Annotated in this window: 18 protein-coding genes; 6 read left to right on the forward strand and 12 right to left on the reverse strand. The window is 69.0% G+C overall.

Annotated features, from left to right (window positions below; genetic code table 11):
• Window positions 1-63: 63 nt before the first annotated feature.
• The 9 genes from dxs to QSJ59_RS16480 form a co-directional block, all read right to left on the reverse strand.
• On the reverse strand, window positions 64-1,977 hold the full coding sequence (dxs, locus tag QSJ59_RS16440; RefSeq protein WP_285760445.1) for a 1-deoxy-D-xylulose-5-phosphate synthase: 1,914 nt from the start codon (window positions 1,975-1,977) through the stop codon (window positions 64-66).
• 522 nt (window positions 1,978-2,499) lie between these two features.
• Window positions 2,500-3,078 (reverse strand): G/U mismatch-specific DNA glycosylase, encoded by a 579-nt coding sequence (gene mug, locus QSJ59_RS16445; RefSeq protein WP_285760446.1) that lies wholly within the window; start codon window positions 3,076-3,078, stop codon window positions 2,500-2,502.
• 27 nt (window positions 3,079-3,105) lie between these two features.
• Complete coding sequence (locus tag QSJ59_RS16450) at window positions 3,106-3,828, reverse strand: sulfite exporter TauE/SafE family protein (protein WP_285760447.1); 723 nt, start codon at window positions 3,826-3,828, stop codon at window positions 3,106-3,108.
• A 46-nt stretch (window positions 3,829-3,874) separates the two neighbouring features.
• On the reverse strand, window positions 3,875-4,084 hold the full coding sequence (locus QSJ59_RS16455) for a hypothetical protein (protein WP_285760448.1): 210 nt from the start codon (window positions 4,082-4,084) through the stop codon (window positions 3,875-3,877).
• Between the two features lie 203 nt (window positions 4,085-4,287).
• Window positions 4,288-5,538: a sugar ABC transporter permease gene (locus tag QSJ59_RS16460; RefSeq protein ID WP_285760449.1), complete on the reverse strand. Its 1,251-nt coding sequence runs from the start codon at window positions 5,536-5,538 to the stop codon at window positions 4,288-4,290.
• Window positions 5,538-6,323, reverse strand: coding sequence for an ATP-binding cassette domain-containing protein (locus tag QSJ59_RS16465; RefSeq protein ID WP_285760450.1), 786 nt, complete (start codon window positions 6,321-6,323; stop codon window positions 5,538-5,540). Before QSJ59_RS16465 ends, QSJ59_RS16460 begins: the two co-directional genes overlap by 1 nt.
• A gap of 116 nt (window positions 6,324-6,439) precedes the next feature.
• Window positions 6,440-7,585: a sugar ABC transporter substrate-binding protein gene (locus QSJ59_RS16470; RefSeq protein WP_285760451.1), complete on the reverse strand. Its 1,146-nt coding sequence runs from the start codon at window positions 7,583-7,585 to the stop codon at window positions 6,440-6,442.
• Window positions 7,586-7,835: 250 nt separating this feature from the next.
• Window positions 7,836-9,005 carry an ROK family transcriptional regulator gene (locus QSJ59_RS16475; protein ID WP_285760452.1) on the reverse strand — a complete coding sequence of 390 codons (1,170 nt, stop codon included), beginning with the start codon at window positions 9,003-9,005 and terminating at the stop codon, window positions 7,836-7,838.
• 114 nt (window positions 9,006-9,119) lie between these two features.
• Window positions 9,120-9,395: a DNA primase gene (locus QSJ59_RS16480; RefSeq protein WP_285760453.1), complete on the reverse strand. Its 276-nt coding sequence runs from the start codon at window positions 9,393-9,395 to the stop codon at window positions 9,120-9,122.
• Between the two features lie 279 nt (window positions 9,396-9,674).
• Here QSJ59_RS16480 and QSJ59_RS16485 point away from each other — a divergent pair, with 279 nt between their 5' ends.
• Window positions 9,675-10,313, forward strand: a complete 639-nt coding sequence (locus QSJ59_RS16485; RefSeq protein ID WP_285760454.1) for a nucleoside/nucleotide kinase family protein — start codon at window positions 9,675-9,677, stop codon at window positions 10,311-10,313.
• A 201-nt stretch (window positions 10,314-10,514) separates the two neighbouring features.
• Here QSJ59_RS16485 and QSJ59_RS16490 read toward each other — a convergent pair whose 3' ends face one another.
• A complete protein-coding gene (locus tag QSJ59_RS16490; protein ID WP_285760455.1) occupies window positions 10,515-11,528 on the reverse strand; it encodes a hypothetical protein in 1,014 nt (337 codons plus the stop codon).
• 169 nt (window positions 11,529-11,697) lie between these two features.
• On the opposite strand from QSJ59_RS16490, the gene QSJ59_RS16495 reads away from it, so the two are divergent.
• Together QSJ59_RS16495 and QSJ59_RS16500 are read left to right on the forward strand one after the other, a co-directional pair.
• Window positions 11,698-12,087, forward strand: coding sequence for a hypothetical protein (locus QSJ59_RS16495; RefSeq protein WP_285760456.1), 390 nt, complete (start codon window positions 11,698-11,700; stop codon window positions 12,085-12,087).
• Between the two features lie 352 nt (window positions 12,088-12,439).
• The gene (locus QSJ59_RS16500; protein WP_285760457.1) at window positions 12,440-12,910 is read left to right on the forward strand and encodes an NUDIX hydrolase; all 471 of its coding nucleotides are present in this window, start codon (window positions 12,440-12,442) and stop codon (window positions 12,908-12,910) included.
• Window positions 12,911-13,014: 104 nt separating this feature from the next.
• Here the strand turns inward: QSJ59_RS16500 and QSJ59_RS16505 are convergent, their stop codons facing one another.
• Both QSJ59_RS16505 and QSJ59_RS16510 read right to left on the reverse strand, forming a co-directional pair.
• Complete coding sequence (locus QSJ59_RS16505) at window positions 13,015-15,792, reverse strand: aconitate hydratase (protein WP_285760458.1); 2,778 nt, start codon at window positions 15,790-15,792, stop codon at window positions 13,015-13,017.
• 361 nt (window positions 15,793-16,153) lie between these two features.
• Window positions 16,154-17,086: an LLM class F420-dependent oxidoreductase gene (locus QSJ59_RS16510; RefSeq protein ID WP_285760459.1), complete on the reverse strand. Its 933-nt coding sequence runs from the start codon at window positions 17,084-17,086 to the stop codon at window positions 16,154-16,156.
• A gap of 450 nt (window positions 17,087-17,536) precedes the next feature.
• Between QSJ59_RS16510 and QSJ59_RS16515 the strand changes: the two genes are divergently transcribed.
• The 3 genes from QSJ59_RS16515 to QSJ59_RS16525 all read left to right on the forward strand — a co-directional run bounded on the left by QSJ59_RS16515 (window position 17,537) and on the right by QSJ59_RS16525 (window position 21,947).
• Window positions 17,537-18,796 (forward strand): hypothetical protein, encoded by a 1,260-nt coding sequence (locus tag QSJ59_RS16515; protein WP_285760460.1) that lies wholly within the window; start codon window positions 17,537-17,539, stop codon window positions 18,794-18,796.
• Between the two features lie 86 nt (window positions 18,797-18,882).
• The gene (locus QSJ59_RS16520) at window positions 18,883-20,736 is read left to right on the forward strand and encodes a DUF4357 domain-containing protein (RefSeq protein ID WP_285760461.1); all 1,854 of its coding nucleotides are present in this window, start codon (window positions 18,883-18,885) and stop codon (window positions 20,734-20,736) included.
• Window positions 20,733-21,947, forward strand: a complete 1,215-nt coding sequence (locus QSJ59_RS16525; RefSeq protein ID WP_285760462.1) for an McrC family protein — start codon at window positions 20,733-20,735, stop codon at window positions 21,945-21,947. The genes QSJ59_RS16520 and QSJ59_RS16525 overlap by 4 nt, the downstream gene beginning before the upstream one ends.
• Window positions 21,948-22,176 lie beyond the last annotated feature (229 nt).

Raw genomic sequence — 22,176 nt, forward strand, 5'->3', positions numbered from 1 at the left:
AGAACGGGGGCGATGCGCGTCCCGCGTTCCGCCCGGCGGGGGCGGAACGCGGGGCCAGCGGGCTCAGCCGGCAGGCTCGTCGGCCAGCGCCTTCTCGGTCTGCTTGGCGACCGTCTCGATGAGCTTGCGGGCCAGGTCCTGGGGGGCCAGACCCATCTCGCCGAGGATCTTCTCGCGCTTCGCGTGGTCGAGGAAACGCTGCTGCACACCGAAGGTACGTACCGGAACGTCGATCTCGGCATCGCGCATCGCACGGGCGACCGCGTCACCCACCGCGCCGACGCGGCCGTTGTCCTCGACGACGGCCACGACGCTGTGCCGAGCGGCCTCGGGCACGAGGGCCGGGTCCAGGGGTTTGACCCATCGCGGGTCGACGACGGTGACCCCGATGCCCTGGGCGGCCATCCGATCAGCGACCTCACAGCAGGTCTCGGCCATCGCACCGACGGCGACCAGCAGCAGATCGGGGGTCCGGCCGTCCTTCTCCGCGCGCCGCAGCAGGTCCATACCGCCGATGTGACCGACGGCCGGGATGTCCGCTCCCACGACTCCCTTGGGGTAGCGCACGACGGTGGGGCCGTCGTCCACGGCGACGGCCTCGCGCAGGAGTTCGCGCAGCCGGGTTGCATCGCGCGGCACGGCCAGGCCGAGGTTGGGCACGACCTGCAGGATCGACATGTCCCACATCCCGTTGTGGCTGGCCCCGTCGTCCCCGGTGACCCCAGCACGGTCGAGGACGAAGGTGACGCCCTGACGGTGCAGGGCCACGTCCATCAGGACCTGGTCGAAACAGCGGTTGAGGAAGGTGGCGTAGACGGCCACGACCGGGTGCAGGCCGCCCATGGCCAGGCCGGCTGCCGAGGTCGCGGCGTGCTGCTCGGCGATACCCACGTCGTAGATGCGATCGGGGTGTGCCTCGGCGAACGCGGCGAGGCCGGTGGGATGCAGCATGGCCGCGGTGATGGCGACGAGGTCGGAGCGCTCGGAACCGAGGCTGACCATTTCCTCGCTGAACACCGAGGTCCACTTCAGCCCGGGCTTGGCCGACTGCAGCCCCGTCTCGACGTCGAACGCGCCGAGGGAGTGGAACTGGTCCTCCTCGTGGTTCTCGGCCGGGGCGTAGCCCTTGCCCTTGTGGGTGAGCACGTGCACGATGACGGGGCCGCCGAAGTCGCGGGCGCGCCGCAGCGCCTTCTCGACCGCGGCCGTGTCGTGGCCGTCGATGGGGCCGAGGTACTTCAGTCCCAGGTCCTCGAACATGATCTGCGGTTGGATCGCGTCCTTGAGGCCCTTCTTGAAGCCGTGCAGCGCCTCGTACAGCGGCGGTCCGACGACCGGGGCCCGGTTCAGGGCGGTTTTGGCGATGTCGAGGACCTGCTCGTAGCCCTGTGTCATACGCAAGGACGCGAAGTGGTCGGCGAGCCCGCCGATGGTCGGCGAGTAGGAGCGGCCGTTGTCGTTGACGACGATGACCACGCGCCGGTTCTTGCCCTCCGCGATGTTGTTGAGCGCCTCCCAGGCCATGCCACCGGTGAGCGCGCCGTCGCCGATGAGGGCGACCACGGTGCGGTCGGTACGGCCCTGCACCTCGTTGGCCTTGGCCAGGCCGTCGGCGTAGGACAGTGCGGTGGAGGCGTGCGAGTTCTCGATGAAGTCGTGCTCGGACTCCGCGCGCGACGGGTAGCCCGAAAGGCCGCCCTCGCTGCGCAGGTCGGAGAGGTCCTGGCGACCGGTGAGCATCTTGTGCACGTATGCCTGGTGCCCGGTGTCGAACAGGATGGGGTCGCGCGGGGAGTCAAAGACCCGGTGCAGCGCAACGGTGAGCTCAACGACACCCAGGTTGGGGCCGAGATGTCCGCCCGTTCTGGCGACCTGTGAGATCAGGGACTCACGGATCTCGGCCGCGAGCTGGGGGACCTGCTCCGCGGAGAGCTTTTTCAGGTCGTCCGGATTGTGCACCGACTCGAGCAACGTCACTCTCGTCATCTGGATTCTGGCGCGGATGGTCCGGCGGTCACGCCGGGAAGAACGCGCCTCGCTCCTTCCTGAGGGTGTTGGTCGGACACGGGCGGCGTCGGGGCCTCCCGTTGCCCGTGTCAGACACGATGCGGGCCGCACGGCCCGGATCGTCCCGCTCGTCCCCGGCGGGGGCGGCGGGGCGGGGTCTTTGCGGGGCCGGGTGTCGGCCCTGCGGGGCTCCCCACAACCGTGTTCCACGCGGGGTACGTTCCGGGTACCGAGCGCAACGCCCGTCACCGGATGGCCCACCCGAGCGCAACCGCTCATCAGCGTGAAACTCAGCCATCACGAGTGCACCTCCCTCTGGTACCGATGACTCGGTCCGGGTCGACCCGCGGGCCCCTCGGCGAAGCGGGACCCGGGCGCCGCGGGCGGGGAGCGGATGCCCCTCGTCTGCGAATCGGACGCGCCGCGCATGCGGGCGCGCTCATCCCGAGTCTACGAGCCCCGAACGCCGTTCTCGCCCCGAACCTACCGAAGTCACCCAGCTTCTCGCCCTGCTCGGGCGCCTCGGGCCCACACGTGCAAACGCCGCAGCTCGTCACCGATGTCGGTGGTGGTCCAATGGGCGTTGAGGCCGCTGGGGTTGGGCAGGACCCAGACCGGCACCCCGCTGATGGCCTCTTCCGTGTCCTGGCGGCCGATCCGGGCCTTGGGCCGACCGAAGGCGCGACGGTAGGCGGTGACGCCCAGCACCCCCAGTGTCCTGGGGCGATGGCGCTCCAACAGTGCGGCGAGCACCGCACCGCCCTCGCGCAGCTCGGCGGGGGCCAGCTCGTCGGCACGGGCGCTGGCCCTGGCTGCCAGGTTGGTGATCCCCACCCCCAGTGCGGGCAGTTGGTCCTGCTCGTCGGGCCGCAGCAGCCGAGGGGTGAGGCCGGCGGCGTGTAGTGCGGGCCAGAACCGGTTTCCGGGACGGGCGAAGTGAAATCCCGTCCAGGCGGAGTAGAGACCGGGGTTGATTCCGCACAACAGGATGTCCAGGTCCGGGCCGAGGACGTCGGGCACGGTCCGGTCGGCAGCCGCGACGAGGTCGGCCCTGGTGGGACGGGCGGGCATAGGGGTCCTTTCCGGGGCGGGTACTGCTCAGGCCAGAAGCGAGCGGACCAGGAGCACCGTTCCCGAAGCAGTGATGAGTACCAACAGTGTCCACCGCAGGCACGGCCCGTCGAGGAAGCGGCGCAGCGGGCGGGCGAGCAGGAAACCGGCGATGGTGAACGGCACGAAGACACAGCCGACCAGGAGTTCGCGCAGCTGTAGTTGGCCACCGACGGCCAGCGCGACCAAGGAGACGAGCGCCCCGACGATGAAATAACCGCCGAGTGTCGCGCGCACGCGAGGACCGGTCTCGTGTTGGTAGACCAGGGCGATGGGCGGTCCTCCGATGGAGGTGGCCGTCCCGGTCACCCCGGAGATCGTCCCGGCCACGCTCAGCGTGCGGGGGGTGGGGCGCAGTCGCACGGTGGAGACGGTGAGGGCCACGGCCACCAGGACCAGGATCCCGACCGCGATCCCGAGCGTGCGGGGCGACAGCACCGCCACCACCCACACCCCGGCCACCGTGCCCACCATCCGTCCGGCCAGTGCCCAGGAGACACCCCGGAAGTCGACGTGGCGCCACTCCGAACCGATCGTGAGCATCGGCAGCACCGCGGTGGCCACGAGCATGGACCCCGGCATCAGTGAAGGGTCCAGCATCGATACGACCGGGGCGGCGATGAGGCCGAGCCCGAGACCGGCCCCGCTCTGTACCAGGGCGCCGAGGAGCACGGCCGTACCGGCGATGAGCACAAAGACCAGATCGGACACGGAAGGCGAGACTACTCCCCGGCCGGCCGTGCGGGGCCGGTGGGTGCTAGAGCACGCTCGTGGGCGGGTTGCGCAGCCCCGGGATCGGCCAGGTCCACCAGGGCCGGGCGGCCTGGGTCTCGACGATGGTCACGGGGACGTCGGCCGAGGCCGGGCCGGACGGCTCCAAAGACGGGTCGCCGGGGCGTTCGCGGGGGCGCTGATGGACCAGCACTCCCCGCGCGGTCGACTCCGCGTTCTGCTGTAGCAGCGGCATCGGGAACCACTCCCCTTCGTCTGCCCTGATCGGTTCTGCACGGCCAATCATGTGCGCGACGGACTAGAGGAAGGTGCGCCCAGTGTTGGAAAAAGGTGAGAGGCGGCCCCCGGAGGGGAGGGAGCTCCGGGGGCCGCGGTACCGGTCGTGCGCGCCGATGGAGTGGTGGGTCGGCGGCGCGGCCGGCTGGGAGAGCCCGGGGGTCAGCCTCGGGCGTGGGTCTTTCTGCTCCGGCGCGACACGGCGTCGAGGATGACGGCGATCAGCAGGACCGCGGCGGTGATCATGAACCGGACCGAGGAGTCCATCTGGAGGAGGTACAGCCCGGAGGTGATGGCTCCCAGGACCAGACCGCCCAGCAGCGCGGAGTAGGCGCTGCCGCGTCCACCGAACAGGCTCGTGCCGCCGATGACGGCCGCGGCGATGGCGAGCATGAGCACGTCACCGGAGCCGGTGGACTGGCTGATGGCGAAGGCCCGGGAGACGGCCATGATGCCGCCCACCGCTGCCAGCGTCGAGGCCAGCGCGAACACCGAGATGCGCACGAAGTCGACGTTGATGCCCGCACGCCGTGCGGCCTCTGCGCTGCCGCCGACGGCGAAGACCATCCGGCCGTATCGGGTCTTGCGCAGCATCAGGTCGAAGGCCACGACGAAGCCGACGAAGATCAGGAAGGAGAGGGGGACGCCCTTCCACAGGTTGAGCACGGCCACCGACCCGAAGACCGGGACGGCCAGGAACACGGTACGCACGGCGATCTCGATGAGCGACTTGGCGGGCAGGCCCGCCGCCGCGCGTCGGCGTTCCCCGAGGATGTTGAGCACGAGGTAGAGCGCGACCGCGATCCCGGCGATCGTCCACCCGATGACCGGGACGAAGAAGGTCTGGGTGAGGTAGGCGATGGCGCCGGTGTAGGGCACGTTGACGGTGCCGTCGGAGCCCAGCAGGTAGAGCTGCATGCCCTGCCAGCCGATCAGGCCGGCCAGGGTGACCACGAACGCGGGAACGCCGATCTTGGCGAAGACCGTGCCCTGCAGCACGCCGATCACGACACCCGACACCACCGCGAGGGCGATCGCCGCGATCTCGGGCAGCCCCTGGTTGACGGCCAGGACGGCCAGGACCGCACCGGAGACGCCGGAGACCGAACCGACCGACAGGTCGATTTCCCCCAGCAGCAGGACCATGATGACGCCGCAGGACATCAGGCCGGGCGCGACGATCTGCAACGCCAGGTTGGAGAGGTTCTGCGGGGACAGGAAGTTGGCGTTCAGGGACTGGAAGACCACGCAGATGAGAACGAGGCCGATGAGGACCGGGGCCGGGCCGAGTTCACCGCCGCGCAGGCGGCGTACCACGGCCGAGGCCAGGCCGCTGGGCGACTTGGCGGTCACGATGAGGCGGGGGTCGCGCACGCCGACGGCGCTGTCCGCGACTGGGGTCTGCTGGGCCATCACGCTTCCTCCGTTCCCGGCACCGAGACACGACCGGCCCGCCGGGACACGGCGTTGTCCGAGGCTCCGGTGATGGCTGCCACGATCTCCTCGTAGCTGGTGTCCTCGACCCGGAAGTCTCCGGCGTTGCGGCCCAGGCGCAGGACCGCTGCCCGGTCGGCGACCGCGCGGACGTCTGCCATGTTGTGGCTGATCAGGATCACTCCGAGCCCCTTGTCACGGAGGCGTTCGATGAGGTCGAGGACCTGGGCGGTCTGGGCGACGCCCAGCGCCGCGGTGGGCTCGTCCAGCATGACGACCTTGGGGTCGCCCAGCAGGGAGCGGGCGATGGCGATGATCTGGCGCTGGCCTCCCGAGAGGGAGGCCACCGGGATGCGCAGGCTGGGGATGCTGACGGAGAGCGAGTCCAGCAGTTCGCTGGCACGGCGCTCCATCTCCACCTCGTCCAGGACTCCGCCGGTGGTGCGCTCGTTTCCGAGGAACAGATTGGCGACGATGTCCAGGTTGTCGCAGAGCGCGAGGTCCTGGTAGATGGTGGCGATGCCCAGTTGCTGGGCGTCCCCGGGCTTGGCGACCGGGACTGCCCGGCCGTCCCAGAAGATGGTGCCGGTGTCAGCGGGGTGAACGCCCGCGATCACCTTGACGAGGGTGGACTTTCCGGCGCCGTTGTCACCCAGCAGGGCGACGACCTCGCCCGGGTCGACCCGAAGATCGACCTCGCTGAGCGCCTGTACCGCGCCGAACCGCTTGGAGATCCCGGAGAGTTCCAGGACTGGTTGTGTCATTGTCGCTTCCTCAAGCCGCGCCCCGACGGGGTCTGTGGATCCCTCGGCCGCCTGTTGTCGCCGTGGAGGGGGCACCGGGCGAATGGACGGGCCCGGTGCCCCTGCTTCCGGTTTCGCTACTGCCCCGACCCTGCCGACTTGCACAGGTCGGTGTCGGCGTAGGCCGAGGTGCAGATCTCTTCGACGGTGTAGAGGCCGTCGGCGATGATGGTGTCCTCGATGTTGTCGACGGTGACCGCGACCGCTGGGAGCAGCACGGCGGGGACGGTCTCGCCGCCGCCGTCGGTGGCCTCGGTGACGGTGTACTCGCCACCGCCGTCGTACTCGCCGCCGGTGGCTGCGGCGATCGCCATCTCCGCGGCCACCTGGGCCTCGGGGCGGATGGCCTTGTAGACGGTCATGTACTGGTCACCGGAGATGATGCGCTGGATGCCCGCGAGCTCGGCGTCCTGACCGGTGATGGGGGGCATCTCGTCCACGCCGGCGCTCTTGAGCGCGGCGATGATGCCGCCGGCCATGCCGTCGTTGGCGCTGTAGACGCCGGAGATGTTCTCGACGCCGATGGAGGTGATCGCCTGTTCCATCTGCTGCTGGGCCTTGTCGTTGGACCAGTCGGGGGTGTCGTACTCGGCACCGATCTCGACCTGGCCGTCCAGGGCCTCGTGCGCGCCGGCCTTGAAGTCGGCGGCGTTGGGGTCGGTGGGCGAACCGTTGATCATGACAATCTCGCCCTCGCCGGTCGCGCCGGCCTCCTCGATGCCTTCGAGGAGCGACTCGCCCTGAACGGTGCCGACGGTCTTGTTGTCGAAGGAGACGTAGTAGTCCACGCCGCCCTGGGCCAGACGGTCGTAGGCGACGACCGGAACGTTCTGCCCCTTGGCCTGCTGGACGATACCTCCGGCTGCTTCGGCGTCGACGGCGTCCAGGACCAGGACGTTGACGCCCTCGGTCAGCATGGCCTCGGCCTGCGACTGCTGCTTGGCGGTGTCCTGATCGGCGTTCTGGTAGGCGACGTCGCAGTTGGGACAGAGCTCGGCGACGGCCTCTTCGAAGTAGGGCTTGTCGAACTTCTCGTAGCGCGCGGTCTTTGACTCGGGGAGGAGCAGCCCGATGGTGAAGCCCTCCTCGACCGAGGCATCGCCGCCTTCGCCTGCGGCTCCACCCGTGGTGGTGGCCCCGCAGCCCGCCAGTGTCAGCACGGTCGCGGCACCGACCGCGGTGCCGACCATCACGCGGTGGACGAACCTGTTTCGCTTGCTCATTACTTGGCCTCCTTGTGGGTCCACCGACCCGGGGGATGCGGACGCGCCCACCGCAACGTGCGCTGGATCACTCGGTGAACCGATGCCGTGAAGTCAAACTCTTGGAAACCTTGGCGTCAAGCCTTGAACACATAACTGAAACGTTACGGACATCGACTTCACGCCTTGAAGGCAGCGTTCACCCAGGTCAATGGGCTTATCGCCCGATTTGTGAAAATCTGTGCCGCCGGAAGTCTTTTACCTAGTAGCTTCAGACAGTGGAGACAAGAGCGGTTCGCAGGGCACCGCGCAGGGCCGCACGGCGGCCGAGTTCGCCTTGAACGAGCTGTAGGTCGGCGAGTGCGCTGCCCAGTGCTCCCAGTTCCATGGCCCGGCGCATGGGTTCGAGCAGCAGCTCTCCCGACTCGGCGATGGCACCGCCCACGATGACCATCTGCGGGTTGAACATGTTGACCATGATCGCCACACCGCGCCCCAGGGCCGAGCCCGCCTCGGAGACGATCCGCCGGCATCCGGGATCGCCCGCGACAGCAGCCGCGATCAGCCCCTCAAGCGTGGCCCCGTGTTCGACACTGCTGTACTGGGGCAGCATGTCCAACAGGTGCGGGGCCCCCACCAGCGTCTCCAGGCAGCCGCGGTTGCCGCAACGGCACACCTGTCCGCGCTCGTCGAGACCGATATGCCCGATCTCCCCGGCGGTTCCCCCCGCACCGCGGAAGAGCTGTCCCGAGATCATCACGCCCGCCCCCACCCCCTGGGCGACGTTGACGTAGACCACGTGCTCCACTCCGCGGGCCACGCCCTCGAAGGACTCCGCCAGGGCGCACAGGTTGGCGTCGTTGTCGACGGTGACGGGGAGCCCCAGCCGTTCGGCGAGCTCGCTGCCCGGAGCGAACCCCGCCCAACGCGGCATGCAGGTGATCCCCCCGACCGCTCCGCTGACCGGGTCGATGGGGCCGGGAACGGCTGCGGCCACCCCGATGACCATCGAGTGGTCCACTCGGGCCTGGGTGAGCAGTGTCTCGGTCAGCCAGACGGCACGCCGGACGCCGCGCACGGGGTCGTCGGCCACGTCGTAGGCGATCGACTCCTCCAACAGCAACCGCCCCTGGCTGTCGCCCAGGGCGACGCCGAGACGGGTGTTGGCGAAGTCGATCGCCACCACCACACCGGGCGGACGCAGCAGGGTGACCGCACGCGCCCGGCGACCGTTGGAGGAAGTCTCTCGCACCGATACCGCACCGGTGGAGCGCAGGTCGCGCACGATGTTGGAGACGCTGGCCGCCGAGAGGCCGGTGGAGCGCGCGATCTCGGCCTGGGTCAGGGTGCCGCCTTCACGCAGTGCGGCCACGACCCGCTCGCGGTTGGCCTGGCGCAAAGCAGCCTGCGACCCGGGCGTAACCTGCGCGTCCGTCGTCACGGATGCTCCTTCGCTCGACCATCGGTGGCCCAAGGCCGGTGCAGTCGAGCTTACAAGGCTTGAAAACACCCGGTGAGATGGCACCTCGAATGCCGGCGCGCCGGGAAACGCGGATCAGTTGTCGTCGCCGTCCTCTCTGTCACCGTCCCTGTCACCGTCCCCGTCGCCGCCGTCCCGAACGTCGTCCCGGGTGTCCTCGTCCCGCTCTTCGTCGGTGTCCTCGGAACCATCCGGGGCCTCGTCGCGCTCCTCTTGGGCCGGAGCCTCCGTTTCGCCCACACCGGGGGTGTCGTCGCAGGCGGAGAGCGAGGTCACCGCGAACAGCACGATCGCTCCCGCCACGGCTAGGCGGCGCAACGCGGTGAGCGTCCCAAGGGTGCGAGCTGCCATGGTGGTTCTCCTCTTCGCCGGTGACCCCGACCGGACGGGATCGGTTGCGCGATGGCGTCTCTACCCCGTGCGGGCGGCGACGAACGGGACCGCGGCGATCTCCAGGCACGGAAGCCGGAACGCACCACCGGGGGAATCGGGTGCGAAAGTGGAACCTCGGCAAACGACGGCGCGGGCAGTGGGGGTCGAGTGGAAGCGGCTGCATCAAGGAACGGGCCACGGCGAGTGGCGGCCCGCACCCTGCCCTGGCCTACTCCGGTTCGGGCGGGTGGTTGAGCCATGGAACGGACCGGTGACGAGGGCCGGGCCGTGCGGTTGTCGACCGCCGATGCCGGCTTCGCGGCAGCGCTGGCAATGCGTGCACAGCGCGCCCCTGCCCGGGCCGGGGCGGCACGGGTGGTTGCGATCGAGGGCAGATCGGGAGCGGGAAAGAGCTTCGTCGCCGCTCTGCTCGGCTCCCACCTGGGATGGCCGGTCCTGCACCTGGACGATCTCTACCCCGGGTGGACGGGCCTGGCGGCCACGGAGGCACTGGTGCGCCGGTGGGTCGTCGATCCACTGGTAGGAGGTGCGGACCCGTACTGGCGTCGCTACGACTGGGAACGGGGGGAGCACACCGAATGGGTGCGCACCCCCGTCTCCGACGGTCTGGTCGTCGAGGGGTGCGGCAGCGGGGCACAAGGGCTGCGCCCGTTCCTGGCCGCGCTGATCTGGGTCGAGGCGCCCGCCTCGCTGCGGACCAGGCGGCTGGACGCCAGGTCGGACGCGGCCGACTACGCTCCCCACCGCTCGATGTGGGCCGCCCAGGAGGACCTCTTCTACGCCGAGCACCGGTGCAACGACCACGCCGACACGATCGTGGACAATCCATCCGGCCCACCGAGGGGAGCCAACAGCAGACATACGTTTCAGCGGTGAAGCGGCCGGTTGCCCGCCCCCACGCTGGGGTGTCCTTGCGGACCGGCATCGGACGGGTTCGCCGGCGACCGCGCCCGGCAACGCGCAACCGGCATCCGCGGCCTGCCGGCGCGTCCGGACGAGTCGCGCGACGGGGGCCGGCAAAGGGGTGGTGACCGGGGCGGAGCCGAAGGCGACGGGAGTCGGCCCGCTGCGCCGGCCCTACCCCACCGGACGCGCGTCGGGGTCCTCGCTGACCGGTGGTTCGCCGGTCTCGGCGGACGCGTGCGAACGGGGACGGGGCAGCCAGGACAGGGCCTCTCTCAGCCGGCCGAGTCCTCGTCCCGCGCCGTCCTCGCGCTCGCGGTCCCGGGCACCCTCGATACGCCTTCTGGTACGCGCGACCCTGCCGTCCCCTGCCCCGTAGAGCCGGATCTGGCGGTCCAGGAGGGCGTTGAGGACGCTATGGGCGCGGCGGACGTCTCCCGCGGCGAGCAGTGCGTTGGCGTGCTGCTCACGGGCTTCCATCGTGATCTGGGCGTCGTCGCCGAAAGCGCGGGTGAGTTCGGGGACCAGGGCCGCCCACGCCGCGGTTGTCCGGGCCAGGTCGAGGTAGCCCATCTGGACGACGAGATCGCGCCGCAGGGTCAGCACGGACCGGTCACCGCGTTCGCGCGGCCCCGGATAGACCAACCGCTCCCACAGCGCGTCACGCAGCTCGGCACGACCGGTGGCGTCGTAGAGCCGAAGCAGTTCCGCCCCGGTCTCCAGACGGCGCAGTCGTGCCGAGCGCGCGTCCTGCCAGTGCTCCAGCGCCGCCATCAGCGGCCCGTAGTGCTCCAGCGCCTTCTCCCAGTCGCGGCGCTGGTGGTGGGCGTAGTGGGCGCCGAGCCTACGGCGCAGGCGCATGGCGCGGGGATGGTACTCGCCGTGCCTGGCCAGCGCACGGGCGAGGCGGCGCTCCAGGGAGCGCGGCTCGCCCGGTCGTGTGGACATCGGGGACGCTTCGGAGGACCTGCGCCGCCATCGACGCACGCCGGACAGCGCAGCGGCGAGAACCAGCCAGACCGGCATCGCGACCGCCAGGACCTGGGCGACCGCCGCATCGGGCCGCGACGGCAGGCCGCCGGCGGCTTCCGCACCTGCCCACCCGAGAAGCAGTGCCGGAAGCACCAGGAGCAGCAGGGCGGCCCACGGCCTCGGGCGCGGCTGTCTCGGAGTGTCACCCTGTGTCATGGGATCGCCTTCCGTAGCGTCGTCAGTCCACCAGATACCCCGACAACCGTGATTATTCCTACGCCACACGAGCAATCGGGCCGCGGTGAACCACCCGGGCAGTTGCGGCGTCGAACCAGGCGAACGCATCCGAGCCGCCCCGCCCGGCTCCTTGACGAAAAGGGGTCGTATGATCCAGCAGCCTTTCTCTCCCCCGCAGCCCCTGACGCCCCAACGGGTGGTGTCGCGCACTCTGGGCACGGTCCTGCTGTTGGCGGCCTTCGCCGGCGGGGCCGTGCTTCCCTTCATGTCCATCGCCACGGTGATGCAGCCCGCCTCCTGCACTTCCGTGGCCGACGCCCCCGCGTGCAACCCGATCCTGCTGGTCGTGGCGCTGCTCCTGCCCTGGGCCGGCTGGTTGGCGGGGGTCGTGGGCGGTCTGGTGATGCTGGTGGTGTCGTGGCGGCGACGGCGCGGCGAGTGGCTGTGGGGCGCGCTGGCGCTGGTCGTCTCCGCGTCCAGCGCCGTGGGTGCACTGCTCGTCCTCTTCGGACCGGCCGAACTGCTCACCCTGCTCTGACCGTGTGGGCGGGGAGGGTCGGCTTCTTTCGTTCTCTCCCGCGCCGACACGGACCGGTGCGGTAGAAGGTCCCCATGCCCAATGAACGTTTGCGTTCCGCGATGATCACCACGGGACACACGGTGCGTTCCCTCGCCACGGCATTGTCGACCGACCCGAAGACCATTGAACGCTGGGTCAGCACCGGCCGGCTCCCCCATCGGAGCAAGGTCCGTGTCTGCGGAGCGGGCGCCCGTGCCGATTTCGTCTTCCACCTCCGACGTGGCCGTTCCCGGGGTCTCTCCGTCGTCTCACACGGCGATCGGCGGCACGGTGCGGACTACGTCGAATCCGATTCGGGAGTGACCCCGCCATGGCCCGCACCGAGTACTACGACGATCCCACCGCACCGGCGCCCAACAGCACGGTGGTCGCCGCCAGCGCGGCCGTGTTCGACTCCAAGGGGCGGTTGCTGATGCAGCGACGCGTCGACAACGGGCTGTGGGCCCTGCCCGGTGGGGTACTGGAGCCCACCGAGAGCCTGCCCGAGGCGGCCGTGCGCAAGACCAGGGAAGAGACCGGGATCGACATCGAGATCACCGGCCTGGTCGGTACCTACACCGATCCCCGGCACATCATCGCCTATACCGACGGCGAGGTCCGCCGCCAGTTCAACATCTGCTTCCGCGGCCGCCCGGTGGGCGGCCTCCTGGCCGTCAGCGACGAGTCCGTCGTGGTGCGCTGGATCCCGCGCGACGAGATCGACGCGCTCCTCCTGCACCGGACCCAGCGCCTCCGCGTCCGGCACGCCCTTCTCCCCGAGAGGCTTCCCCACCTCGGCTGAGCCCGGACGCCAAAGGGTCCGCCCCCTCTTCTCGACGGGGGCGGACCCTTTGGCGTCCGTGACCGGGCCTGGTGGGCCCGGTCACGGGGTGGCGCGGTGAACCGCTACTTCGCGATGAGCTGGCGCAGCACGTACTGCAGGATGCCGCCGTTGCGGTAGTAGTCGGCCTCGCCCGGGGTGTCGATGCGCACCACGGCGTCGAACTCGACGCCGGTGTCGGTGCTGACCTTGACCGTGGCGGGGGTGCGGCCCTCGTTGAGCTCGGTGATGCCGCTGATGGAGAAGGTCTCCTCACCGGTCAGGCCGAGCGAGTCCGCCGACTGGCCCTCGGGGAACTGGAGGGGGATGACGCCCATCCCGATGAGGTTGGAACGGTGGATCCGCTCGTAGGACTCGGTGATGACCGCGCGCACGCCCAGCAGGCTGGTGCCCTTGGCCGCCCAGTCGCGGGAGGAGCCCGAACCGTACTCCTTGCCGCCCAGGACGACCAGCGGGGTGCCCTGCTCGGCGTAGTTCTGCGCGGCGTCGTAGATGAACGACACCGGGCCGTCGGCCTGGGTGAAGTCGCGGGTGTAGCCGCCCTCGGTGCCCGGTGCGATCTGGTTGCGCAGCCGGATGTTGGCGAAGGTGCCCCGGATCATCACCTCGTGGTTGCCGCGACGCGAACCGTAGGAGTTGAAGTCGCGGCGCTCGACGCCGTGCCCCTTGAGGTACTCCGCGGCCGGGGTGCCGGGCTTGATGGCACCGGCCGGGGAGATGTGGTCGGTGGTGACGGAGTCGCCGAGCTTGGCCAGCACCCGTGCGCCCTCGATGTCGGTGACCGGGGCCGGGGTGGGCTGCAGGCCGTCGAAGTACGGAGGCTTGCGCACGTAGGTGGAGTCGTCGGACCACTCGAAGGTGTTGCCGGTGGGCGTGGGCAGCGACTTCCAGCGCTCGTCGCCGGCGAACACGTCGGAGTACGCCTGCTCGTACATGTCCGAGGCGATCGCGGAGTCCATGACCTCCTGGATCTCCTCGGCGGAGGGCCAGATGTCGGCCAGGTAGACCGGCTCGCCGTCGGTGTCCGTGCCCAGCGGCTCGGTGGTGATGTCGATGTCCATCGACCCGGCCAGCGCGTAGGCGACCACCAGCGGCGGCGAGGCCAGGTAGTTCATCTTCACGTCCGGGTTGATCCGGCCCTCGAAGTTGCGGTTGCCCGAGAGCACCGCGGTCACGGCGAGGTCGTTGTCGTTGACGGCCTTGGAGACTTCCTCCGGCAGCGGACCGGAGTTGCCGATGCAGGTGGTGCAGCCGTAGCCGACCAGGTTGAAGCCCAGCTTGTCCAGGTAGGGCGTCAGACCGGAGCGCTCGTAGTAGTCGGTGACGACCTTGGAGCCCGGTGCCATGGAGGTCTTGACCCAGGGCTTGCGGGACAGGCCCTTCTCCACCGCCTTCTTGGCCAGCAGGGCGGCGCCCAGCATGACCGAGGGGTTGGAGGTGTTGGTGCACGAGGTGATCGCGGCGATGACGACGGCGCCGTGGTCGATCTCGGTCTGGGTGCCGTCGGCCATCGTGACCTTGGCGGGGTTGCGCGGGCGTGCACCCGGCACCTCGGTTCCCTGGTCGGCGGGCTGGCCGTTGCCGTTGCCCGAGACCGCGGGAGAGTCCGAGGCGGGGAAGGACTCGGCGTTGGCCTCGTCGACCTTGCCGTCGAGACCGTCGTCGTGCACGTAGTCGCGCACGTTCTTGCGCCAGGTCGGCTTGGCGTCGGCCAGGATGATGCGGTCCTGGGGACGCTTGGGGCCGGCGATGGAAGGGACCACCTCGGCCAGGTCCAGTTCAAGGTACTCGGAGAAGACGGGCTCGACCGAGGGGTCGTGCCACAGGCCCTGCTCCTTGGCGTAGGACTCGACCAGAGCGGTCTGGGCCTCGCTGCGGCCGGTCAGGCGCATGTAGCGGATGGTCTCGGCGTCGATCGGGAACATGGCGGCGGTGGAGCCGAACTCCGGGCTCATGTTGCCGATGGTCGCGCGGTTGGCCAGCGGCACGGCCGCGACGCCGTCGCCGTAGAACTCCACGAACTTGCCCACGACGCCGTGCTTGCGCAGCATCTCGGTGATGGTGAGCACGAGGTCAGTGGCGGTGGTGCCCGCGGGCAGCTCACCGGTGAGCTTGAAGCCGACGACGCGCGGGATCAGCATGGAGATCGGCTGCCCCAGCATCGCGGCCTCGGCCTCGATACCGCCCACGCCCCAGCCCAGGATGCCCAGGCCGTTCTGCATGGTGGTGTGGGAGTCGGTGCCCACACAGGTGTCGGGGTAGGCCTGGCCGTTGCGGGTCATGGTGACGCGCGCGAGGTGCTCGATGTTGGCCTGGTGCACGATGCCGGTGCCGGGCGGGACGACCTTGAACTCGTCGAAGGCGGTCTGGCCCCAGCGCAGGAACTGGTAGCGCTCGCGGTTGCGCTCGTACTCGATCTCGACGTTGCGCTCGAAGGCGTCGGCACGGCCGAAGACGTCGACGATCACGGAGTGGTCGATGACGAGTTCGGCGGGGGCCAGCGGGTTGATCTTGGCCGGGTCGCCGCCCAGGTCGTTGACGGCCTCGCGCATCGTGGCGAGGTCCACCACGCAGGGGACACCGGTGAAGTCCTGCATGATCACCCGCGCGGGGGTGAACTGGATCTCCTGGCTGGGCTGCGCGGTGGCGTCCCAGTTGCCAAGGGCACGGATGTGCTCGGCGGTGACGTTCGCCCCGTCCTCGGTGCGCAGGAGGTTCTCCAGCAGCACCTTCAGGCTGTAGGGAAGCCGCTGGGCGCCGTCAACGGCGTCCAGACGGAAAATCTCGTACGACTCGTCGCCAACGCGGAGCGTGTCACGGCTGCCGAAGCTGTTCGCGGACACGGTTGTTCGCCTCCTGATCTCGCCACTTTTTCCCAGCATCCTGCCGTAGCCGCGATGCCGGGAAACCACTGAGGCTGCCCTTACGAGATCGCTCCCCCTAAGACCCGAGGCACCCGCGACATGCCATCCGCCGGAGGGCGGATTCCATCGGCGCCGACGGCCTTGGCCTCGCCGTGGGCCGCACGGACCGCCTCGGTCCCATCATGGCAGGCCGGTCCCCGGACAACGGTGAAGCGTGCTCAGTGGTTTGATTTTATCTCGACATCAAGTTATCCAACATGTATCTCGATATCAAGTTACTTTCGGGTAGGCGCGGTGGGGTGCGCCGCGGTACGGAGCACCCCAACGGACGCCGCGTCCACTACCCCAACTGCGGGGCGACCTCGGAGGCGATGAACTCCAGGTGGTCGAGGTCGGACAGGTCGAGGATCTGGAGGTAGACCCGCTCCGCGCCGATCTCGGCGAAGCTCCCGATCCGGTCCACGATCTCGGCGGCGCTACCGGTCAGACCGTTGGTCCTGAGCTCGTCGACGTCGCGGCCGATCGCCGCGGCGCGGCGGGCGACCTCGGCGTCGTCACGACCGGCGCAGACCACCTGCGCGGCCGAGTAGACCATCGGGGCCGTGCGTCCGGCGGCCCGGACAGCGGCCCGGGTGCGCTCGAAGGCCGCCGAGGTGTCGTCCACCGAGGCGAACGGGACGTTGTACTCGTCGGCGTAGGTCGCCGCCAGCCGCGGGGTGCGCTTGGGCCCGGTGCCGCCGATGAGCACCGGCGGGCGCGGCGACTGCACCGGCTTGGGCAGCGCGGGACTGTCGGCGAGGCGGTAGTGGCGCCCGGTGAAGTCGAAGGTCTCCCCCACCGGGGTGGACCACAGCCCGGTGATGATCTCCAACTGCTCCTCGTAGCGCTCGAAGCGCTCCCGAGCGGCCGTGGGGTAGGGCAGTCCGTAGGCGGTGTGCTCGGCCTCGTACCAACCGGCCCCCAGCCCGAACTCCACCCGTCCCCCGCTCATGGCGTCCACCTGGGCCACGCTGATGGCCAGCGGCCCCGGGTGGCGAAACGTCGCGGCGGTCATCAGCGTGCCCAGCCGGATGCTGGAGGTGTCGCGGGCCAGACCCGCCAGCGTGATCCAGGCGTCGGTGGGGCCGGGAAGACCGCTGACGTCGCCCATTTTCAAATAGTGGTCTGAACGGAAAAAGGCGTCGAATCCGAGGTCCTCGGCGGCCTTGGCCACGGTGAGGAGCGTGTCGTAGTCGGCGCCCTGCTGTGGTTCGGTGAAAATCCTCAAACGCATGTGCCGATTCTCCTGCACCGGGGCCCCGGACCCCGCCCGGCGCGCCCCGAACCGGCGATGGGACTGCTCACTGCCGTGTGCGCGCAACCGCCGGGGATCCTCGTGGGACCCGGATCGGGCTGTGCCGCTTTCCGGGCCCGGACATCTCTCACCGGAAACACCCCCGGCCCGAGCAGAGCGGACTCCCGACAGGGTGACGGAGCGCAGGGGCACGCGGTCCAAGGTTTCTCGTGGCAGTCGCGGTGACCCGACCAGATGCCCCGGCGGGCGCCGTGACCTCAATCCTGTTCGAAAGAACGGACCGGGGCAGAAGTTTCTCCCAGCGGACACGGAATTTTCCGGCCAACCGGACGAAGAACGCCTTTGATCAAAGAATTCGCGCGCTCTACGCTTTCTTTGACGACCGATCCCGCCCCTCCGGCGGTACAAGCGTTCCAGGAGCGTACTCACGTGAGCTTTCCCACCGGCGACACCACCGCCTCCGGTGACTTTCTGCGTTTCCGCACCCTTGAGAACACGCTCCTCGAACGTCATCCGGACCTGACGGGCCGAGTCGAGTTCAACGATTTTGATCCCCTTCTCCTGAAGGTCACGCTGTCGGGCGAACGCTCGGTCGTGCTGGCCCGGGTGAACTTCGAGCGTCGGACCGCCTGGACCATCGTCGGTCCGACGCCGCACAGCGAGCCGTCGGTCTGGGCCCTCGACACGTCCGTCGACGTGCTCGCCGATGCCCTGCACGCCCATGCGGCGGCCCACATCCTGGGGACGCCGGTGCCCTCGCCCCTGCGTTGGGACGAGGGTGAGACCTCGGACATGACCAGATTGGCCGATCTTCTCGACGCGGCGGGCGTCCGCGTGCGGCGGGTGGTCGCAGGGAACAGGTGGTTCGCCAAAGGATCACGTGGAGCACCAGAGCTCGAACTGGTGGGTGAGTCCGCAGGGGTGTACGTAGACGCCGAGCTCGCCGATTCATTCGTCCGGATCTCGGTCAAACCCGCTACGGGCTGGCTTGTCGACGCCTACATCCGCGACCTGGGTGCTTGGGGCCGTCTCGATCTCGCACACGCTCTGTGGGGCCGCCAAGCAGCAGTTCCCGGGGTGCCCACCACAGAGGTGACGGTCGAGGAAATGGCCGATTTGATCGGGAAGGGGCTGGACCGCTGGAACGACAGCTTCCCCTGGAAGCTCACCATTCGCTCCACCAACCCCGGAAGCATCCCATCCAACCAGCAGCACGCACTCTTTCCTGTCGAGGCGCCCGAACCCATCCATCGAACGCTCTTCGAGGACGCTCCTCCACCCGATACCGGGGTGTCGACGACGGCAAGCAGAGATATCGCGCGGACCGTCGTCGATCAACTCACCGTGCTCGGCTTCGGCAACGTCCATCTGGGCGACTCCGTGGCCCCGGTCCGGTCCCACGGCTACGACGTCCAGCTCCGGGACGGCGTGCGAAAGGACGTCTCGCTCGCCGAGTTGGAGCGGCTCAACGGCCTGGCCGCCGCCTCCGGAGAAGAGGTCCCCAAACGGCTGATCCTGGTGACAGACACCGGGATCAGCCGGCAGGCCGCGGTTTTCGCGGACAGGGCCAAGGCATTCGTTTTCCGCATCGACCGTTCAACAGCGCGCCTGACCCCGCTGACCGGCCGCACACGTCAGGTCATGCTGCCCGACACCGCACCCCCCGACCACGACCTCGATCCCTGGTGACACGCGGCCCGGCCAACTATCGGTGGAGCCGAGCAGCCTGCTCGTGAAATATCCGCCCACCGGCGGAAGTATGCGGAGGAAGGGCTTTGACGGCAACAGACCCGTATCCGGAGTTTTATCTACGGCTGCCCAACGGCGGGCCGACAGCGCGCGGGCGGCAGACCAACGAGATGGGGACGAACGGCAGCCGCCGTTTCGTCGTCGGCGAGGGCCAACCCGTCCGGGCGAACGTCGTCCCCTCCTTCGTTGTACGGGCTTCCTCCGCGAACCGGCTCCGGGAGCAACTCACGGCCGAGGGGCGGATCACGCCCTCGCAGACGTGGCCCGACTTCCTGGAGACCACCGACACCATCACTTTCAACTCTCCCTCCGAAGCCGCAGGCGTCCTCACCGGCAGGAACTCCAACGGCTGGGCCGATTGGAAGACGGAGGACGGTCGTCCGCTGGCCGACTTCATGCCGGACTCCTCCTGGGGTCCCAACCGGGCCTGGCTGGTTCGCGGCTCCAACGTCACCGGTCTGGACCTCGTGCGGCACGCCTGGCTGCCCGAGGGATGGATCAGCCTGCCGGCGTCCCTGCTCCGGCAAGGTGTGGAGCCGAACATCAGCAAGGACCAGGTCCGTGTGCTGGTGAATGAGGACTACGAATCCCCGGCGACCTACAGTCAGAAACAGGACCTGGTGGCGGAGTTCCACGTATTCCTCTCCCGGATGAAGCCGGGCGATACCGTGTGCACGACTTCCGACGGCACGCTCTACGTCGGGGAGATCACCGGCGAGGTGGAGCAGGTCGAGTCGGAGGACCGCCGGTCCAATCTGCGCCGTCCCGTGACCTGGGAGGACCAGGGGTATGCGTACGACGAGCTTCCGGAGGAACTCCAACAGAAGCTCTCCGCGCAGCACAACGTGGTGGAGCTGACCTCCGTTCAGCCCGTGATCGACGGTCTCGGCATGACGGATGAGGAGTTGGCCGACGAGGCCGAGGCCATCGAACACGACCCGGCTGTCGAGCTCCCGGCACTCGCCGCACGGCGCGAGCTGGAACTGCCGGAACCGACCGACGAGCTGGCTGCCGAACTGCTGGTCCACGACACGGACTGGCTGCGCGAGATACGGAATCTGCTGTGGGACGACCGGCAGCTCATCCTCTATGGTCCCCCCGGAACCGGCAAAACCCACCTCGCTCTACAACTGGCCGAATTCTTTGGCAAAGGCACCGAAAAAGTGAAAACGGTGCAATTTCACCCGTCCTACGCATACGAGGACTTCTTCGAAGGGTTCCGACCCCAGGAAGACCCCGAAACCCACGAGGTGGCTTTCCGGCTGACCGCCGGCCCGCTGCGCGAGTTGGCCGACCTCGCCTCGCGGGAAGGCAACCGACACATCCCGCATTTCCTGATCATCGACGAGATCAACCGGGCCAACCTGGCCAAGGTCTTCGGTGAGCTGTACTTCCTCCTGGAATACCGGAACAAATCCGTCCGGCTGACCTATTCGAACGACGACTTCTCCCTGCCCTCGAACCTGTTCGTTATCGCAACGATGAACACCGCAGATCGTTCCATCGCCCTCGTGGACACGGCAATGCGGCGCCGCTTCGCATTCGTGGAACTGTCCCCTCGCACGGAACCCACCAGCGGACTGCTTCGGCGCTGGCTCACTGTCCAGGAACGCGGTTCTGAACCGGCGGACCTCCTGGACGCGCTGAACTCTCGAATCCACGACCCGGACTTCCGGATCGGGCCGTCCTACCTGATGAAGGCGGGCGTGTACCGGGAGGGCGGACTGGAACGTACCTGGCGGACGAAGATCCTCCCGCTGCTGGAGGAACACCACTACGGTGAGGGCCTCGACATCGAGAAGCGGTACGGGCTCGCCTCATTGCGCGACTCATTGCCGCAACGACCCCCCGAGCCGTCCGCTCCGGAGCAAACCGCGTGACACAGCGGATCGAGCTGGTCGAACACGCTCCGGCCACAGGACATCCTCTTCCGGCAGCGATCGGGCAGGCCCTGGCCGCCACCAGTATCGTGACCGCCTCCCCCGACCCCTACACACCGGGGCGCTGGCTGCTGCGGGCCGGCAGCAAAGTCGGCGCGTTCTCCATAAGCACATCAGACGGCGCGGGAGAGCCGGTGACCGTCCGGATCATGCCCAAGGTTCCCATCGCCCGGCTGTTCTTCCTGCTCGGCTACAGCATCAACCCGGGAGGCAGCTGGAGGGAAGAGCACGTCGAGGTCGGTGAGCAGGACGGGGTCCTCCCCGCGCTCGCGTACGCCGTCGAGCGACAGATCGGCCTGGCGCTGCGCCCGGGGCTGCTCCAGGGCTATCGGCCGGTTGCGGAGAGCGCGATGCTGGTGCGCGGACGCATCCGAGAGGCCGACCAGATCCGGAAGCGGTTCGGGGCGGTTCTGCCCGTGGAGATCACACACGACGAGTTCACGACCGACGTCGCCGAGAACCGGATTCTGCGGGGGGCCGTGGAGCGGCTGCTCCGGCTCACCGAGGTGCCCAGCGATGTCCGGCGGCGGCTACTGCATCACCGTGCCCGGCTCGCGAAAGTCACCCCGCCGGTCCCGGGGCAGCCGATCCCCGCCTGGCAGCCGTCCAGGCTCAACATCCGTTACCAGCCGGCGCTCCACCTCGCCCGTGCCGTACTGGAGGGCATGTCACCGGAGCACACGACCGGCGAGCTGCGCATCAACGGGTTCCTGTTCGACATGAACCGGCTGTTCGAGGACTTCGTGACCGTCTCGCTGCGCGAGTCGCTGCGCGGAACAGGCCTCACCGGCGTGCTCCAGGACTCCCAGCACCTCGACGAGGCCGGCCTGATCCGCATGAAGCCGGACTTCGTCCTCTACGGTCCCGCAGGCGTGCCGGTGGCAGTCGCCGACGCCAAGTACAAGGCAGAGAAACGGGCCGGCTACCCCGACTCCGACCTCTACCAGATGCTCGCCTACTGCACCGCCCTCGGCCTGTCCGAGGGGCACCTCGTCTATGCCAAGGGCAATGGCCCCCATACGGCCCACCAGGTGCGACACACCGGCGTCGTCCTGCATCAGCACGCCCTGGAACTCGACCAGGCGCCGACCGGCCTCCTGACCGATATCGCCGCCCTGGCCGATCGTATGGGAACCGGCCCGACCGCATGATCGGCGGCGAATCGTTCGCCGGAGGAGTCCGCCTCGCACCGAAGCAGTATCAACGGCCGAGGTGTTCGGGCGTGAGCAGGACAAGAACGATCCACCCACGCACTCGCAGATTCGCTACCACCACGGCTAAACTCGTCCTTGCCGGCCTGGCCGAATCTGTTCACGGTGCCCTTGCCCCGGTCCACCTCCCTCAGCTCCGGCCCACAGGTCCACTGCCGTGGCGGATTCG

Source organism: Nocardiopsis ansamitocini, from assembly GCF_030268225.1.
Classification (GTDB): domain Bacteria; phylum Actinomycetota; class Actinomycetes; order Streptosporangiales; family Streptosporangiaceae; genus Nocardiopsis_D; species Nocardiopsis_D ansamitocini.